Source organism: Brakhagea baltica, assembly GCF_052161605.1.
Lineage (GTDB): Bacteria > Planctomycetota > Planctomycetia > Pirellulales > Pirellulaceae > JBKCUI01.
Genome location: NZ_CP197409.1, coordinates 5,970,882 through 5,988,843 on the forward strand (window position 1 = coordinate 5,970,882; position 17,962 = coordinate 5,988,843).

Annotated in this window: 14 protein-coding genes; 5 read left to right on the top strand and 9 right to left on the bottom strand. The window is 54.6% G+C overall.

Annotated elements, in window-relative coordinates; all coding sequences use genetic code 11:
* Positions 1-505 precede the first annotated feature (505 nt).
* Together SH449x_RS23330 and SH449x_RS23335 are read right to left on the bottom strand one after the other, a co-directional pair.
* Positions 506-1,972, bottom strand: a complete 1,467-nt coding sequence (locus SH449x_RS23330) for a PEP-CTERM sorting domain-containing protein (protein ID WP_482378488.1) — start codon at positions 1,970-1,972, stop codon at positions 506-508.
* Positions 1,973-2,217: 245 nt separating this feature from the next.
* Positions 2,218-3,069: a PEP-CTERM sorting domain-containing protein gene (locus SH449x_RS23335; RefSeq protein WP_482378489.1), complete on the bottom strand. Its 852-nt coding sequence runs from the start codon at positions 3,067-3,069 to the stop codon at positions 2,218-2,220.
* Positions 3,070-3,376: 307 nt separating this feature from the next.
* Between SH449x_RS23335 and SH449x_RS23340 the strand changes: the two genes are divergently transcribed.
* Both SH449x_RS23340 and SH449x_RS23345 read left to right on the top strand, forming a co-directional pair.
* Complete coding sequence (locus tag SH449x_RS23340) at positions 3,377-4,756, top strand: tetratricopeptide repeat protein (RefSeq protein ID WP_482378490.1); 1,380 nt, start codon at positions 3,377-3,379, stop codon at positions 4,754-4,756.
* Positions 4,757-5,180: 424 nt separating this feature from the next.
* Positions 5,181-5,453 (top strand): hypothetical protein, encoded by a 273-nt coding sequence (locus tag SH449x_RS23345; protein WP_482378491.1) that lies wholly within the window; start codon positions 5,181-5,183, stop codon positions 5,451-5,453.
* 28 nt (positions 5,454-5,481) lie between these two features.
* Here SH449x_RS23345 and SH449x_RS23350 read toward each other — a convergent pair whose 3' ends face one another.
* The 4 genes from SH449x_RS23350 to SH449x_RS23365 form a co-directional block, all read right to left on the bottom strand.
* Entirely contained in the window at positions 5,482-6,336 is an 855-nt protein-coding gene (locus tag SH449x_RS23350) for a GNAT family N-acetyltransferase (protein ID WP_482378492.1), read from the bottom strand.
* A gap of 133 nt (positions 6,337-6,469) precedes the next feature.
* Positions 6,470-6,811: a hypothetical protein gene (locus tag SH449x_RS23355; protein ID WP_482378493.1), complete on the bottom strand. Its 342-nt coding sequence runs from the start codon at positions 6,809-6,811 to the stop codon at positions 6,470-6,472.
* Between the two features lie 10 nt (positions 6,812-6,821).
* Positions 6,822-7,982, bottom strand: coding sequence for a ParB/RepB/Spo0J family partition protein (locus tag SH449x_RS23360; protein WP_482378494.1), 1,161 nt, complete (start codon positions 7,980-7,982; stop codon positions 6,822-6,824).
* Positions 7,975-8,721 carry a ParA family protein gene (locus SH449x_RS23365; protein ID WP_482378495.1) on the bottom strand — a complete coding sequence of 249 codons (747 nt, stop codon included), beginning with the start codon at positions 8,719-8,721 and terminating at the stop codon, positions 7,975-7,977. The genes SH449x_RS23360 and SH449x_RS23365 overlap by 8 nt, the downstream gene beginning before the upstream one ends.
* A gap of 602 nt (positions 8,722-9,323) precedes the next feature.
* Between SH449x_RS23365 and SH449x_RS23370 the strand changes: the two genes are divergently transcribed.
* Together SH449x_RS23370 and SH449x_RS23375 are read left to right on the top strand one after the other, a co-directional pair.
* Positions 9,324-9,641 carry a hypothetical protein gene (locus tag SH449x_RS23370; protein WP_482378496.1) on the top strand — a complete coding sequence of 106 codons (318 nt, stop codon included), beginning with the start codon at positions 9,324-9,326 and terminating at the stop codon, positions 9,639-9,641.
* On the top strand, positions 9,608-9,937 hold the full coding sequence (locus tag SH449x_RS23375) for a transposase (RefSeq protein ID WP_482378497.1): 330 nt from the start codon (positions 9,608-9,610) through the stop codon (positions 9,935-9,937). Before SH449x_RS23370 ends, SH449x_RS23375 begins: the two co-directional genes overlap by 34 nt.
* Before the next feature lie 369 nt (positions 9,938-10,306).
* Here the strand turns inward: SH449x_RS23375 and miaB are convergent, their stop codons facing one another.
* The 3 genes from miaB to SH449x_RS23390 all read right to left on the bottom strand — a co-directional run bounded on the left by miaB (position 10,307) and on the right by SH449x_RS23390 (position 16,530).
* Complete coding sequence (gene miaB, locus SH449x_RS23380) at positions 10,307-11,764, bottom strand: tRNA (N6-isopentenyl adenosine(37)-C2)-methylthiotransferase MiaB (protein ID WP_482378498.1); 1,458 nt, start codon at positions 11,762-11,764, stop codon at positions 10,307-10,309.
* A gap of 536 nt (positions 11,765-12,300) precedes the next feature.
* A complete protein-coding gene (locus SH449x_RS23385; protein ID WP_482378499.1) occupies positions 12,301-13,452 on the bottom strand; it encodes an IS110 family RNA-guided transposase in 1,152 nt (383 codons plus the stop codon).
* A 381-nt stretch (positions 13,453-13,833) separates the two neighbouring features.
* Entirely contained in the window at positions 13,834-16,530 is a 2,697-nt protein-coding gene (locus SH449x_RS23390; protein ID WP_482378500.1) for a redoxin domain-containing protein, read from the bottom strand.
* A gap of 1,136 nt (positions 16,531-17,666) precedes the next feature.
* Between SH449x_RS23390 and SH449x_RS23395 the strand changes: the two genes are divergently transcribed.
* Positions 17,667-17,957 carry a flagellar biosynthesis anti-sigma factor FlgM gene (locus SH449x_RS23395; protein WP_482378501.1) on the top strand — a complete coding sequence of 97 codons (291 nt, stop codon included), beginning with the start codon at positions 17,667-17,669 and terminating at the stop codon, positions 17,955-17,957.
* Positions 17,958-17,962: the final 5 nt, after the last annotated feature.

Sequence of the window (17,962 nt, forward strand, 5' to 3'; positions counted from 1 at the left end):
GGGCGGGCCGGAAACGTAACGATCTCCTGGGTAAACCAGGAGCATTCTCGGGGAGCGTGTGTGGGCAGCGGTTGGTGTAGCGAGAAGCGTAACGATCACCTGGTCAAGCCAGGTGCATTCTCAGATCCCGACGGCGTAGCCGCAGCCAGCCCCGGAAATCCCGCAGGCTTGCCCTGCGGATCGTTAGGCTTCTCGCTAAACCCGCAATCGCCCGCCCACCCTCGAATCCCGCAGGCTTGCCCTGCGGATGGTTAGGTTTCCGGCATCTTGGGCAGGTCCGGCGAGGCGAGCCGGAAACGTAACGATCTCCTGGGTAAACCAGGAGCATTCTCGGTGTGTGTTGGGGTGGCCGTGCATATAGCGAGAAGCGTAAGGTTCACCTGGGCAAGCCAGGTGCATTCAGTAATAGCAAGAAACGAAAAAAGCCAGTTGGACTAGATTTAGGCCAACTGGCTTATTGGGTTTTGCGAATGCAGTTGCTTGCTTGAAGAGCAGCTACACCGAGTTAGGCAGCGATAGTTTCGTCGCTGGTGTTTTGCTTCTTGCGGAAGCGACGTGCTGCTAATCCACCGAGGCCAACAACGCCAAGGAGGGCGAGGGAGGTGGGTTCGGGGACTGCAGTTGCAGATAGCGATATGTCGTCAAGCCTAAATTGGGCCGAGCCCGTTCCTGATCCCGTATTGGTGAACAAAAGACTGAGATTATTCGAAGAGGGAAGGAATGTTGGTTCGATTGTGATCAGCCGCCATATCGATGTGCCAGACCCCGTAGCCTGGGGCGAGAAGGAAAGGCTTGTGTAGTCAACTCCATTGGTGCTAAATTGCACTGATAACTCAGTCATGTCGGAAGCGATTGTGCTCTTTAGAGCACCGAATGAGAGCACAAACGAACTCTCGATGAAACCTGTAGTATTGATACCCGAGATCTCAAAAGATGCAGTTCCATTATTGGTGAGGAAGACGTTGCGGCCACCTGAAGCCCCGGGGTAGTTCGTACTTGGAGACGTCGTCCTGGTGTCTCCAGTTCCCGAAAATGTCAGTCCGGGATTGTCCCAGCCTGTGTTTTGAAAGCTCTGATTTCCAGAGGGTGTATTACCTGATATCGTCTCCAAGAAAATGAGCGTTTGTGCAAGTGTTGGAGAAGAACTTACACCCAAGACTGCGAATAAGCCAATAACTAGAGATACCTTTTTAAGCATTACAAAAAACCTTTCATTTTTATCCAACGCTTCTTGATTCACAAACAACAACTTCGCAGTACGATGGTCTTTTAAAACCGTAGACTCCGCATGTTCATCAAGGATGATAGATACTGCATATTCGTAATGCAAGCATTCTCTCGTGGATAGTTGGGGAATCGTATTTTCAGGAAGGTTTTCTGCGAGACGATTGTTAAGATGGGCGGCAATTCGCTTGCCCGTGTCGTCTATTTTTTGGTGCAAAAGTTGCCGTACGGGCCGCAATTTGTGATATTCCATGCTTTTTCGAGGTGTCTCTTGGATTTTTCCTGTAATGGAAGATTCCAGGCTCGGACAGCGGATCGTCAAGTTTCCGGCTCGCGAGTCAGGACCGGCGGGGCGAGCCGGAAGCGTAACTATCTCCTGGGTAAACCAGGAGCATTCTTGGGGAGTGAGGGGGCGGAGGTTGGTGTAACGGGAAGCGTAAGGTTCACCTGGGCAAGCCAGGTGCATTCTCAGATCCGGACGGCGTAGCCGCAGGCGGCTCCGGAAATCCCGCAGGCTTGCCCTGCGGATGGTTAGGCTTCTCGCTAAACCGGCGATCGCTAGCCCGGCTCTCGAATCCCGCTGGCTTGAACAGCGGATTGTTAGGTTTTCGGCTTCTTGGACAGATCCGGCGGGGCGAGCCGGAGGCGTAACGATCTCCTGGGTAAACCAGGAGCATTCTTGAGGGGGGGTGGTGCGTCGCCCCATGTAGCGAGAAACGTAACGATCTCCTGGGTAAACCAGGAGCATTCTTAGGGAGTGAGGGGGCGGCCGTTGGTGTAGCGAGAAGCGTAATGTTCACCTGGGCAAGCCAGGTGCATTCTTGGGCACTTGCGGCGTCGCCGCAGGCGGAGGATGAGCCTTGGTTGGCGGCGAACACTCGCAAGCGAGTGTTTGTTCGTTCAACGAAAAAAGCCAGTTGGTCGGAGGTTGGATCAACTGGCTTTTAAGTGAATCGACTTGGAATATTACTTGTTGCTGATGTATGACCGCAACTAAGCAGCCACCGACTCGTTAAAACTCTTCTGCTTCTTGCGGAAACGTCGAGCGACCAATCCACCTAGACCAACGACGCCGAGCAGAGCCATAGACGTTGGTTCGGGTACTGCTGTAGCGGAGACTGTGACCATGTCGAAACGCCAGGTGCCGCCAATATCACCGACGGTACCATTGGTTCTCACGAATGCCGGAGTGTCAAGGTCAGGGTTATGGGCAGCCACAATTCTGAACGCGAAGTCGGCGTTTCCACCCGCATTCAGTCCGGAAAGATTTACGGAGTTCTGGTTAAGCCAGCGATCCCCCAGCGTCCGTGTTAGCAAACTGCTTGCTGTCACAGCACCGTTACTTGCACCGCCCAGCGGATCGGTTCCAATTGTGACAAGTGCGGGATTGCTGATGGTTGTCCAGGATATGCCGTCTGTAGTGAACATAAACGCAGAGAATCGACTCGATGTACCGCTTTGCCTCAAATCCCAAGACACGACGACATCATCAATAAATCCAACTGTGTTAACGGCAAACTGAACACCCTGACTCAAATTCGCTGCTGACTGGCTCCAGCCAGTGTCGATTTGCCAACCGTTGTTACCCAAAGGACCAGTCGCCGATTGTGTAGTACCTTCTGAAGATCCGCCGTTCACCGTCCCTGAAGCAAACCCAGTTCCCCCCGCAGTAACACCACCAACCAAACTCGCAGTCCCTGTACCGATACTGGCGGCAGGACTTGCTGTGCTTGCCGGCAGATTGCCGTCTGCATCCCGGTTAAAATTCCACTGCGTGATCACATCCGCTTGCGCGGACACCGCCGTAACGAGCGACAGGAGGCTCGCCATTATCAATTTCTTCATACGTAACTTTCCTATTCCAGAAACATGATGCTAGCGTCACAGACTGCCTGACCGCTATTCAAAGCTCAAAAGTCTAGTTGCTCACCTGACGGATTAGGTTTAGACAGCGTTAAGACGACGAGAAGGTTTAATTAAGATTTGATGAACGCCTGCTGGGCGATTCGTTTATGATTCACTCGTCGCACCAGAGCCGTAGCGGTACCCTGGTCGAACCACGAACATTGCCGTTTTCTCGCTACCCCCCAAGTTCTCAGCTACAATACTATCAAACCGCAATTTCCCCGCCTAACCCCGGACCCTGTGCACTATGCGTTTCCCTCTCACTGCTTTTGGATTTCTAATAGCCTTAGCGAATTCTACTGCTAATCTCTTGGCGGACATCACCGCCGGTGGTGGGGCGGGTGCAAGCCAGACCGCAGTCGCCGACGCGAAACCAAACCCACTCGCTCCCGCTATCGCGGCTTTCGAACGGCAGGACTACGCCGAATTCCAACGACAATTCGCGATGGCCTCCGTCTACCTCCCTCTCCCTGCTGACGAAGTCTTCTGGTGCCGTCTGCTCGCCGAACGTGGGGCGTTCCCCCAAGCCATCCAGCTCCTGGAAACCTACCAAAAATCACACCCCGATGACCCCGAAGCCTATATGACTTTCGGACTCATCGCGATGAAGTCGGGACGCTGGACCGATGCCCAACTCCAATTCGAACACGCTGAGTCTCTCATCCAACAAGGGAAACTGCCAGGCGAACGAAACTCTGCCGTCGTACCCGGCTTGATCCAGCTTCGCGCCGAGGTCGCTGTCCAAAAACAACAATACGAACTCGCTGAGCAACTGTTCACAAAACTACAAGAGCTCCAACCCGATGATTTGCTCCCCACCTGGCGATGCGGCCAGGTTAAAGTCATGGCAGGAAAACTCGAGGAAGGTCTCGAACAAATGAAGCTGGCTCGAACGACCAAGACAGATCTCCCTTGCCCTCAATTCACTGCTGCCATGACCCTCGTCCAACTGCGACCATGGTTCACCGACCCCGAAGCGGCCAAAATTATCGAACGACAATTTCGCGAATCGGTTCGGAACGATCGAGATGATCCTGTAAAGTGGCGTGAGTATCTCAAGTGGCTCTTGATACTGGATCGCCATGATGATCTCTTGACCTACCTGGAGGCTGCTCCTGAATCGGTCAAGAAAACGAGGGATGCAGTGTTGCTTCAAGCCATTACGCTGCGAGCCAAACAGGATTTCCCCCTTGCAGAAACGATGCTCGAAGATCTGCTGGCCACCTATCCGGACGACGTGGAGATTTCTGATCAGTTGATTTTGGTACTGCTACAGAGTACCGACCAAGAAAAGCGGAGCCGAGCCAAAGCCATGGCCGAAGCTAACTTGGAACGATTCCCTGACATTGAGAATATGATCGCAACGGCTGGCTGGGCGGTACTTTGCTTTGAAGAAAAAGAGAAGGCTGAACAACTGTTTTCCAAGCTGGTTGCCCGCGGTGCTCTCTCTGCTCAGTCGGCTTACTTCGTCGGGAAATGGTTCGAGAAGGAAGGACGCGATCAAGAGGCGAGATCGGTCTTTCAAAGCGCGATCCGAACCGCAGGGATTTTCCCAGAGCGAAAGTCGATTGCCGCAAAGCTTTCTCCAGCAGCAGAGCCAGCAGAGGACTTGGGGTTGGATAAGTAAGGTGAACTCGCCAAGCGGGATTTGGAATGCACCTGGCTTGTCCAGGTGAAGTTTATGTTCCCGGTTCGCCTCGCCGGGCCTGATTCGCGAGCCGGAAACCTAACGATCCGCCGATCAAGTCGGCGGGATCCTGGGGTGGGGCGGATCGTCGGTTTAGCGAGAAGCCTAACGATCCGCAGGGCGAGCCTGCGGGATTTCCAGATCGGCCTGCGGCTGAGCCAAGCGGGGTTTCAGGAGCTTCCTGCAGCTAAGCGGTCGGGCTTCGGAATGCACCTGGCTTGCCCAGGTGAAGCTTACGCTTCTCGCTAAACCAACCGCCGCCCGCTCACTCCTCAAGAATGCTCCTGGTTTACCCAGGAGATGGTTACGCTTCCGGCTCGCCTCGCCGGATCTGCCCAAGAAGCCGGAAACCTAACGATCCGCTGTGCGAGCCAGCGGGATTCGGGGTGGGGCGGGCGATCGCGGGTTTAGCGAGAAGCCTAACGATCCGCAGGGCAAGCCTGCGGGATTTCGAAGATCTGCCTGCGGCTTAGCTTGGCGGAGATTGCACGCGAGCCGGGTGTCGGTTGCGGCGATGCAAGAAAAGATGAACGGGGGAGGAGGATTGCTGGGTAGATTGGTGGGCGGTGGACGCGTTGACGCCTTACCGGAGGCCTTGCGACCATTCCGCTACTATTGTTATCGCTGCGCGATGTAGAGCCAGTCCAATCGGCCTGCGGCCTGGATCACGAAGCCTTAATCCATGCGTCCGCGCGACTGAACTCTTGGTAAGCCATCTTTTCGTAGAGCTGCAATGCAGGGTGATTGCGACTGTCGACGGCTGCCACGATGCGGCTGGCTCCGCGACGGATTGCCCACTCTTGGACAAAACCTAAAATGCTTAGCCCGATTCCTCGACCACGTGCCTCGGGAGTCAATCCGAGATACACCAGCTCTACCAACTCTTGCTGATGCGGACACAATAATAGGCAACCCACAGCGCGGCCATCCATCATGACTACCCACCATGGAAGGTGCTCCTCGAGAACACACGCTGCATAGCCCTCGATCGTATTATGCGTCGAACGGATGCCGTTCAGCTCAGGTACATCAAGTGTATCTGTATAAGTCGCTTCGACAATTTCGGCGAAGTCGTCAGAATCGAATTCGTTCGCCTCAACTAGCGTCATTCCCTCCGCGATTTCGATGGCTCTTTCTGGCCGCTGATCTACGGCAGTTCTGACAAGTGAACTACTTGCCAATTCGGGAACGTTCCATTCCATTTGCACCAACTCCGCGACTCGCTCCAAACCCGCAGATCGAAAGCATTCCTGGTACGCGGACTTTTCCGCTGGACTCAGCTCACCATGAGTAATCACCGCTTGGACGATTTCGATGTCTAGTGCCGCATACTCCAAGAGATCCTCGAGCAGCATCGCGGTATCAGCCCGACACTTGGGGCTGTCACAGTCGGGAAAGTCGAGGCCGCCGATCGTGGCCAAGGCTCCGTCGTGGAGAAGCATGTAAGCGGATGAGCCACCCGATGAGCGAGCTGCCAGGATCGGTCGCATGTAATGTGACCTAGCAGCGTGGGTTTTCATTCGTTCTATAATCGATAAGCGATTCGCTGTAGGCAAAAGTGCATGACATGCATGCACGCAATCTTCCCAGTTCGCATACCATTCCACGGAGAGGAGTCCCTAAAAATGTAGCTCTCGAATTCTAATGGCCGTATTACGCAGCCCGGCGTTGTTCGGTTTGCATCTGCGCGTCCCGTTCGGCTTGGTCGGCAGCAACCCTGGCCCTGACCTTATCGGCTTGTTCTCTCACAGCGTCGTTCTTGGCTTGTTCCTGCAGATCGACTTGCTTCTTGGCTGCATCTTTGAGCCGTCTGACCTTGTCGCGGATCTCCATGATCTTGCGATTGCGAGCCGCTAGCTCTTTTTGCTCACGAACATAAGCGACCAACAACTCTTGTAAATGAGTTTGCAATTCCAGAGCAAGTCGTACCAGGACGCGAAATGCGATGAAAACCACGCCTCCCCATATCAGCCAACTCCAGAATCGTCCGTCCATGCACTATATCCTAGGCTGCCGACCGTTTGGTCGCTTCGCTGGCCAAAAGGGCTCGAATTCGATCAAACTCTTCAACGCTCGTAAAGTGGATCGTAATCCGCCCCTTGCCACGTCCGGATTGATTGATCTCGACTTTGGTACCAAGCTTCATCTTGAGGTCGGACTCGAGAGCTTGCAATTGACTACTCTTGGAGGGACGACGGTTGGGAACGATGCCCAGGATTCCGTCCTCCGAAGCCGCCGAACTGGCGACCGCCTCGGCCACTTGTCGCTCAGTTTCTCGTACGCTCCAACCATGCTCGACAATCTTCCTGACAAAGAGATGCTGCTCCTTGATGCTGCCGAGGCTCAATAAAGCCTTGGCGTGCCCGGCTGTGATCTCTTCACGCTGGATCGCGTCGGTGATCCCCTCAGGCAACTCGAGCAATCGGAGCAAGTTGGCGATGGTGCTGCGATCAATCTTGATTCGGTTTGCTAGCTCTTCCTGTGTGCAGCGATGCTCGGTGAGATATCGCTTGAACGACATGGCCTTTTCGACCGCGTTCAAATCTTTACGTTGCAGGTTTTCGATGATTGCCAACTCGGCAACCAAGCGATCGTCGGCGACTCGAACTTCGGCCCGGATGGTCGGCAATCCAGCATGGATGGTGGCTCGAAGCCGTCGTTCACCGCTGATGAGCTGGTAGCGATCTTGAACTTTGCGAACCAGGATCGGTTGCAGCTGTTGGTGCTGCTTGATCGACTCCGCGAGGGATTCGATCTCTCCTTGCAAGAACTGCCGTCGAGGTTGGAACGGGTTCGGGTCGATCAGGTTGGTCGGGATCGCAAGTGAACCGGAATCCGGTCGATCGTTCTTCTTTAGCGATGAGGCAGGGGCTTCGACGGGAACGCTGATCGGTGAGACGGCCGAACGAGCTTCGTTCGCCTTGGCATCGGTGGCGAGTTGCCGGATCGTTTCGGATCGGTTCGCGTTAGTGGTGGCGGGGACATTGGCTGCTGAGGCAGACGCGGCCTGGGCCGGTTGGGCTCCTGACGGGGAGTTTAGCGGAACAGATGGTTGCGCCGAAGTTTTTTGTGGGGTTGAGCCCATCGCCATCTCCGCGGCCCCCTCTTCGACGGGAGTTCCGAGCAGTGCGGCGAGTCCTCTTCCTAAACGACGATCCTTAGTCACGATCTAATACCTCCATGCAAAGTTCGATGTATGCTCGCGTTCCGTGCGAGCGTGGTGCATATGCTAGCACACTCTGTCCGTGACTGGGCGCTTCGCTGATAGCGATATCACGTGGTATGACTGTATCAAAAACTATATCGCCGAAGAAATCCCGAACTTCGGAATCTACCTCACGAGTTAGCTCAAATCTTGGGTCGTACATGGTCAAAAGAATGCCACCAAAAGTCAATCGACCGGGAGACTGCTGCATGACATCGCGGATGACATGAATCATCTGCGTGAGCCCTTCCATGGCGTAGTATTCGCACTGGATAGGCATTAGGACTTCTGTACTGCTGGCCAAGGCAGCTTGGGTGAGTTCGCCAAGAGATGGGGGGCAGTCAATGAAAACGCTATCGTAGTGTCCGAGTCCTGCTTCGAGGTGCTGTCGCAGCAAGGTGCCTTGGCTGACACCTCCTTTGGCAAGCCGATCGACATCCTGAAAGGAGCGGCAGCCTGGCATGAGGTCGAGCTTGGGGCGTTCGGTTGGCAGGATACTTTCGCGGAGAGGAGCGTCGATGAGGAGCGGATGCCTCTCGGCAGGAGCGAGGCCCAGACCGCTGGTGGCGTTGCATTGCGGGTCGAGGTCGACTAGCAAAGTGTGTTGACCGGCGCAAGCCATTGCCCAAGCGAGATTGATAGCCGTGGTGGTTTTGCCCACTCCACCTTTTTGGTTAGCTATGCAAAAAACTCGAGGCATTTAAGAAACGCAGTTGTATGGAGCGGGACTTGAAACGCGAAACGACACCGTGTGGGTTATAGAAAAGAGTAGGCTCTCATGGGAATGTCAAAACCGATTCTTTAGCCGCCCCGGGAATATTCGCCCGAGCCACGCCATCCGATCCGGCATCGCCGCAAGGCGATCTATCGTTTAACCGCATGGGCAACGCCCTGCGGTGCGGCTTCCAGGGGCGGAAGAAGTTTGAAGTGAGAAGTGGGAAGTTTGAAGTAATCGTTTAACCGCACGGGCAACGCCCTGCGCTGCGGCCTCCAGGGGCAGGATATGACAGCGACCCAGAGTATAGTCACCTGAGCCGCGCTAGTCAGGCTCGGGTTTGGACGCTCAACGCAGCCCGTTGCCCACGCGGTTAAACGATGGAGCCTGCGGCCCCAACGGAAAGGCATCGTAGCAACTCAGAGTGTAGCCTACTGAGCCGCGCTGGTCGGGTCCGGGTTAGAGAGATTAACGCGGGGCATTGCCCACGCGGTTAAACGATGGAGCCCACTTTGCCACATTTATACTGTATAATCCCGCGACTGTTTTTCGTGACACCATACCCTCGCTATCCCGCAGAGTTTACCATGATTCATGCCTATCATGTCATATTCGGTACCTATGGTTTCTGGCTTCCCAATGATCCACGAGGATCCTGGTCCGACTTCGTTGGGGCTTGGGAGCTACTCCGCTTTGGGAACGCCACAAAAGGGATCGAGCGTCTCGAACTCACCCCCGAGCAAAATGAGAAACGACTCGCCGCCAAACAAGCCCTCAAGCTACCGGCAGTGCGATTCAATGAGGAACAAACTCAAGCTGTTGCGACCGGATTTGCTAACGCGGTGCGGAAGAGCAATTTTTCGATCTGGAGATGCTCGATTTTCCAGAGCATGTTCACTTGGTGATCGCTCGTCATAGCTACAAGGTTGAGTACATCGCGGGGCTGCTCAAGGGTGAAGCTACGAAACAGCTCAAGGCTGACAAGCTACATCCATTTGCTGATTACGCAGACAAGAATGGTGAGCTACCGACTCCTTGGGGCTCGCGATGCTGGCGCGTCTATCTGGACAACGACGAAGCGATCACGAATGCTATCCACTACGTTGACCAGAACCCGGTGAAGGAAGGGAGACCTGTACAAGAGTGGATCTGCGAGTCAGCCTACCGAGGTCTCGAGCCCGGCTGGATCAAGTATCACTAGCGTCTCGTCGTTTAACCGCATGGGCAACGCCCTGCGCTACGGTCTCCAGGGGCGGAAGAAGTTTGAAGTGTGAAGGTTGAAGTTTGAAAGAGTCGTTTAACCGCATGGGCAACGCCCTGCGCTGATGTCTCCAGGGGCAGGATAAGACAGCGACCCAAGGTATAGCCTACTGAGCCGCGCTGTTCAGGTCCGGGTTAGGACGCTCACCGCAGCCCGTTGGGCATGCGGTTAAACGACGGACCCTGCGGCCCCAACGGAAAAGCATAGTAGCAACTCAGAGGACAGCCGCCTGAGCCGCGCTGGTCAGGCCCGGGTTAGGGCGCTCAGCGCAGCCCGTTGGGCATGCGGTTAAACGACGGACCCTGCGGGTCATGTTCCCGTTGTCAGTTGGACTAAGTCTGGCTCACAAGTGACCTCGGTTGTCTCGACTTCACCCAGCAGCGTAAACGCCGATACATCGGTGATGCGAATCGGGAGCAACTCACCGACCTGCCGCATGTTCCCACTCCAGTGGACAATCCGATCGCAGATCGTCCGGCCTGTAAGCTGTCGCAAATCACCGGTCTCGTGCTTTCGCACCGACCATTTGCTCGGCCCTTCCACCAACACCTCGACCGTTTCCCCGAGGAACCTCATATTGTCCTCGAGCGAGATCTGGTTCTGGACCTCGAGCAGTTCCAAGTTGCGGCGATGCTTGGTTTCCTGCGGAACATCGTCCTCGTAAATCTCCGCCCCCTTGGTCCCGGGCCGCACACTGTATTGGAAGATAAAACTGTTCTTGAACCTGCAACGCTTCACGAGATCGACCGTCTGTTGAAAGTCTTCTTCGGTCTCGCCGCAGAATCCCACTATGAAGTCGCTCGATACCGACGGATAGGGAAAGTACTCTCGGATGCGATCCATCATCGCGTCATAATCCGCGATCGTGTAGCCACGCTTCATTCGCTTGAGAACCGCATCGCTGCCGCTTTGCGCCGGGACGTGCAAGTACGGGGAACATTTGGGCAAGTCTCTAACCGTCTCCAACAATTCCTTAGTCATGTCCTTGGGATAGTTGGTCACAAACTTGATCCGCTCCAAGCCTTCGATCGGATGAAGCATTTGGAGCAGGTCCGCCATGCGAGTGACTCGATCCCCTTGTTTGTACCGATAGGAGTTCACCGTTTGTCCGAGCAGGGTGATTTCTCTGGCTCCCTGGGCGGCCAAGATCTTGGCTTCTTCGACGATTTCGTCTGGCGAGCGTCCTTGTTCGGGCCCGCGGGTCATCGGGACTATGCAGTAGGTGCAGAACTTGTCACAACCGATTTGGATCCGCAGATAGGCTTGGAACGGAGTGGGTCGCATTTCCGGATCGCGTAGCGGGTCGAAAGTCTCGTGCGATCGCTTGATCTCTTCGACGGCTCCGTCTTTCCGATCTAGACTGACGGCCAATTGCTGTTTCTCGCCCAATTCGGCTCGCTCGATCATTTCCGGGATGCGATGCAGTTGGCCTGGGCCGACAACTAGATCGACGAAGGGAACTCGTTGGAAGATGCTGTTCTGGTCCTTTTGAGCCATGCACCCCATGACACCGATCACCTTGTCCGGGTTGGCTAGTTTGAGTTGCTTGAGGTGGTGAAGGTTGTTGTAGACCTTTTCCTCGGCATGCTCCCGAACGGAACAAGTGTTAAACAGAATGGCATCCGCCAAGGCAGGATCCTTGGTCAAGTCGTACCCTTTCTTCCGAAGGGAGGCGACGACCATCTCGCTGTCGAGGACGTTCATCTGGCAGCCGACGGTTTCGATGTAGAGTTTCTTGGTCGCTTGGGAACTGTTTGGCTCGGACATCGGTTTCTGGCAGTTAGGTTGAAAAACGGCATGCGGATGGGGAGTTGCCGCCCCACTCTCTCCCTGAACTCTACCAGTCCTCAGAATTTATGCAATACTCAGCCCCCGACCGGACCAGCCCCCCCAATCGGTAGGGTTGTTTACCGTGAAACATGCCCCAACCGGGGGGGGCCTCGCTCCGCAGGGCCGTTTCGTTTAACCTCTATGAAAAACGGATAACGTCAAGTAGTCGTGAACGATTTTTTTCGCGGAAATGCTCAGTGTTGTTCCATTCGGTAATCCCCTTCCTCTATCCGAGCATCTCCCAGTTATGGGATAGCCCATTTGGCTGTTTTCGAAAGAGGGAAAGGCTGCCCCATCCGCAGACGAGCCCCATGTTGATTGTGGCCCAGGTTAAACTCGAGCTCACCTTTCCCCGAAGATCACTGAATGTCTTACTGAATTTTTCCTTGATTAAATCGTTACGCTTACTAACTTAAAAAACGCCTGGTGAAACGGAGTGTGGCTCTGCTGGGAAGCAACCTCACAAGGGATAATCAGGTCAGGGCGGGGGAATCTCGTCGAGCCTGAGGAGCTTTCTTCAGGCTCTTTTTCTTGGGTGACGGCTCGGATTTAGATGAGATTCTATCGACCCTGCCATCCCTTAAAAAATCCATGTTCGGAGTGAAGTCCGCTCTCCAAAGGTGAAACAACTTTCGCACCCAACGATTGGCCACAGCAGCCACGGCCACGTTGCGGTGTTTGCCCTGCGAGATCAGCGAGTAGGCCAGCTTTTGCCAGGACTCGTCATAGCGAATCAGACGGTGTGCTAACTCGATCAACAAGCAACGCAAGTCTGGATTACCGGCGCGGATTAAACCCGCATCGGCTTGCCTAGCACCACTGCTGGCATTGCGAGGTGTCACACCACAGAAACGGGCCAACTGCTTTCCTGTCAAGAAGCGGTCGACACGGCCAATCTCAGCCCTCAACGTCACAGCTGTGATTAGTCCAACCCCTTTGAGCTTAAGAAGCTCGACAATCACAGGATCGTCTTTGGTTTGTTCGGAGATTTGCGCCTCGGTCGCTCCGATGCGTTCGGTCAAGGAATTGAGCTCTATCAGGTGGTCTTTGAGCACCCATTTGTCCGAAGGACTCAGTGAGGCTCCTTGTTGTAGCCACGCCAACCAAGGCTTGCTCCAAGCCGTAACAGGCTCTGGACACTTAACGCGATTCTCGCGTAACAAGCCACGGATGCGTAGCTTGGTTTCAGTGCGTCGTTTGACTAATTGGCCACGGTGCCGCACCAGTCGGCGCAGTTCACGCAGATAGCTGGGAGCTAGCCAAACCTTGGGCAGGTAGTTGACGCGTGATAGATCGGCAAGCATTTGTGCATCACCGAAATCGGTTTTGTCAGGAGAGCGTTTCATGCGGTTAACGTAACCGGGATGGGCTAACTGAACGGGCAGGTTGTATTGCGTTACCAGCTCGTCGGCTAAGTTCGCAGCTCCGCAACACGCTTCCACACCAATGCGAAGAGGGGTACCGAACTGGGTAAGGGTACTAAAAATCAGAGGTGTAGAATTGGCGACCGAGCGGTTGAGAAGTTTCTTGCCATCCTGGTCCAGAACGCAGACTTGCACGGAATCTTGATGGTAATCTAACCCGGCGAACACAGGAATTTGCGGGAAATCTAGAATTTGCGACATGATGGAACTTTCAGGGATTTGGGATAGAATGGAAGCAACTTGCTGCACCACAAGGATTATGGGCTAACTGCTCGATTGTAATTCGAGGTGCAGCAAGTTGCTTTTTCATACCTATCCGCATGGGCAACGCCCTGCGGTGAGCGTCCTAACCCGGTCCGGATCAGCGCGGCTCAAGTGACTATAATCTGGGGTGCTGTCATATCCCGCCCTGGAGACCGAAGCGCGGGGCGATGCCCACGCGGTTAAACGACAGATCGCCCTGCGGCGATGCCGGGCCTGACCAGCGCGGCTCAGGTGACTTCACTCTGGGGTGCTGTCATATCCCGCCCTTGAGACCGCAGCGCGGGGCGATGCCCACGCGGTTATACGATGAGGCTGCGGTTAGTGGTGGATCGATTGCAGTCGCTCGGATTCTTTCAGCAGGAAATCCACGTCCATAAAGGGCTCGTGACCGATGTCTTGCCACAACACCTTGCCCCGGCTGTCGATCAAGAACGTTCCATGCAACGGCTGCCCCTCAAAGTCATCGTAGGCCCGAAACCCCCTAAATGTGTCCTGTTCCACGTTTGACAGCAATGGAAACCCGATCGGTTTGTCGTAATTCGCCATCCCCTCACGCAGTTGGGCGGCATCCTCCGTGCTGATCGCCACAATCTCGAGTCCGAGCTTACCGAACTCCTCCACCTTGGGCGAGAACGCTCCCAACTGCTCCACGCAGTGCAAGCAGCCAAATCCCAGATACAGAATGGCGATGTAAGGCTTGCCATCGAGATGCTTCGAACTTAGCGAACTCTCATCCGCCCGGAAGGCATGCCAGAGTGGTGCGTAACTCGGCTCCCATCGGAAGGGGCCGAGCGAATCCAGTACGGGCCGCTCGCCGATGTCTTTGGGAGGCGGAACAGGAGCATTCCAGTCCACAGAAATACCTTTGCCTTGCAAGCTCGCTTCGAGCCGAACCCATGCCGCAATGTCGCGTTCGGAGTCAACCGCCAGCGGCTTAAGTTTCTCGAGCAACTCCTGTACTTTGGCGTCGTTTTCGGGGACCAAGCTGGCTAGCCATGCTCCGCGCACGAGAGGCATGAACTCGCCGGGGCTATCGTTGCACTTTCGCTCTGCCGTCGCCCAAGCCTCGGCCGGCTCACCGCACTGGGCCAACCACTCGATTCTTTGCCATTCGGAGACGATGGGGCGAGCCAAATGCGAGTGCTTAAGAGCACTGCGAAAATCGCCGTTCTTGGCGGCGGTATGAGCGTCGATCGCATTTAGCCAATAGGAAACACGCTGCTTGCGATAGAGAGCTTCATGCAAGGCCTTTTCCGCGTTCTTTCGTTCTTCGCTCCACTTTTTTGCGTCGGCATCATCAGGCTGCCTCCAGTTCTTGGACAGCTCTTTGGGCAAGGCTGGGTCGTCCGATTTGCCGAAGAGCTCCATGGCGGTTGGCTCCGACGGTTGCTTGGTGTCTGTCGCTGCTTCAGGCTCGACTGCCGCAGGCTCGGTAGGCTCAGGCTTCTCAACCTCTTTTGTTGAATCTGCTGCTGAATCTTGCGTGGGTGACGATGCCGCGTCCTCAGAAGCGACCTCCGCTTTTGCCGCCTCGCTTTTTTCCGCTTCAGCTTTGGCGGCCTCAGCTTTTTCCGCCTCGGCTTTAGCTGCTTCAGCTTTGAGTCGCTCGATGATCTCCGTTTGCGCCGCGGCTGTTTTGTCCAGCTCTTGGAGGATTTCGGCGAACTTGGCTTTCACCTCGCCAGCAACCTCGGCTGGGGCTGCATAGGTGGCAGCGATCCCACGCCAGCCTAGCCGCTCGTCGCTTCTATGAACGTCCCCTTCGTCTGCTAGGTAGCGGGTGTCGGTTAGTTCCAGCAGTTCTTGCCAGCGTTCGTACTGAGTCAGAACTTGGAGCAGTCGTTCTCGGCCGTAGGAAGCACTGCCTCGATTGTCCAAGGTGTTGTACTTAGGATGCCGAGGCAGCTCGATCATGTTTTTTGCTAGCGATACCGCTTGCGCCGGCTTGCCGATGAGGCTAAGCGAGCGAACTAGCCACTCATTATTGTGGGAGAAGTTATGGATCTGGTCAGGCAGAATGTGGTCGCGGATCATGTGAGCATGGTCGACTCGGGCTGAGGCTTCTTGTTGCCAAGCCGCATCGCTGTAACGCTTGAGCCTCGAGTAGGTATGTCCAGGCATGTGCCACATGTGTGCGATACCGGGTGCACTTGGGCCGCACATGGCCGCAGATTGCAGGGCGAGGTCTTCCTTTTTATAGTCCCACAAGTGGATTCGAAAATGGTGGGCTGGGTGACGCGGGTTCGCTTGGAAGATTTGCGACAGAAGAGAATTCATGGATGAGAAGCTTTGGATTGGGACACCCGAGCCGTGGTTCTGCCAAGCTTGTAGGACGATCATAGCCTTAAGCTCGACATCGTCGGGATAGTCGACCGAAATGCTGTCTAAATCGGACATGTACTTCTTGAGGCGTTCCTCTTTTTGGTTGCGGGAGTCCCTGCGTTTGTTGCCCTGATCTTTTTTTTCCTCTGCCTGGTTCGATTGATCGTCGGATTTGTTTGCTTCCGCGTCCGTTTCCTTCTTTGGCTCCGGCTGCTTGACTCGTTCGTTCCACGCTTCGATCAAGCGGCGTTCTTTGTCATTGGCTTTTGCGATCCGGTCTACAGCTTGTTGGATAAACCCGGCGGAGCGTTTCTCGTTTTCAATGTTAGCGCGTGCCATCCCCCAGTAGTGCATAGGATGGTCGGGATCGAACGAGGCTGCTTGTCGAAAGGAACGCTCGGCTTCGAAGTACCAGAAGCCATGAAGTTGCGAGATGCCTTGATCGAAGAAACGTTGTGCAAGTGGGTGCTTGGTAGAAATAGGAAAGTGCACGTTCCCCATTCCTGGCATTAAGTATCCGGCTTGTCGTGGTCCCTCGTTGAAAGACTCGGCATGCATTGAGTGGCCTGGTGCCGGGCCTGTTGCGGTAGAGTCGGCAGACGAGTGTTGATCGTCGGCGTAGATTGCTGACCAACAGTCCGCAGTGTTTGGCCAAAGGAGCGAACAAGCGATTAGCACAGAACGTCGGAACATAGCAATCATCTATTGGAGGTGGGATGGACTGAGGGACGAGGTGGGAGGAGAAGGATCTCGTCTTGATCAGCAATAGTTTGATTGATCGCTAGCAAAGTTGCTAGATAGAAAGTCGCCGGATTGGGGAGGTGGGGCTGTCGTTTGGCTGCATATTGTTCATGCAGCCTTGAGATCCCTGCAAAGGAAGTTTGCTAGCAAACTTCCTCTTCGCGCATAAAAAAAGCTCCCGGAATGTGAACGAGTCCTAGGGGGGCTAAGGACATTTGCTACGTTTCCGGGAGCATGGATCATTTGCGAGCCACCATTCCATCCGTGGTGGCGGCTCGCAATAGTTGGATGACAACTCAACCATTAACCACATCATGTGGTTGATGGTTGAACGGTGCTTGGAGCACTTCACAACCAACCGTTGTTTTGGTTCTGATCGCGTTGACTGCGATGGGGGGTAAGATAGAAGGGGACCGTGCATTAGGTCAACAGCGCAATGGTCAGTTTCTTGAGACTTTGTAATTTTTATTTTCCAAGTTTGTAGAAATTGCATTCGGGGGCATCGAGGCTGCCAAGTTGACGTGCGCGGAGGACGAATCTTTTGTGCGCGGCATTCGAGGTAGGCATCTGCGACGAGATTGTTTTTGGAGCTGCGTTGGTTGCTACTTTGCATCATTTCTTTGGCGATAACAGCTTGCTCGGGTTGCGATTGATCGATTGAAACGAGTATAACGTAGAAATAACGGATGCCTGGACTGGCTATTGGCACGGCTTGTGCATTTGTTCAACGACCGTAAGGTTGTTGTAAGAGCTCAAAGCATTCCTAACCAGAATGATGGGCACCTTAGGATTTGTTTCGACAGTCGTCATTCAAGGAAGGAGAATGGATTAGCTCAGTTGTTGAGCCAGGTGGGACGATACCCCATCCAGCTTTCGCTCGAAAGCGATATCTATGCAAAGTCGACACGACCGTTACGGATGGTCTCCTTCGACATGGACTGCATGATGATTACGGATCGAGCTTAGAGGTTACAGTCTGCTGTGCAGCGAACCTCTAATAGTTGGGCAAGGTAGCAGTCCATTTGTCATCTCAGCATCGCCGCCATATGATTGGTAGAGCCGATCTAGTCCTCACGGGGGAGAATATTATGCAGATTTCTGGAAACTTTTCGATTTCGGGTATCGACGCAGCACGAGGTGCATCGCGAACGAACGCAATCAAGTCAGCACACGAAGAGACCAAGGCTTCGATGTCGATGCCTGTCGATCAGCTAGAGCTGTCCCCTGAGGCCCTAGGGATGAGCCAAACATCTAGTAGCACCGAAGTCTTTCGTGCCGATAAGGTAGCCGCTTTGCGAGATGCGATCGCTACGGGGAATTACGATACCGACGAGAAGCTCAACGCAGCTTTTGAGATCATGCTCGACCGGCTCGGGTAGTTGGT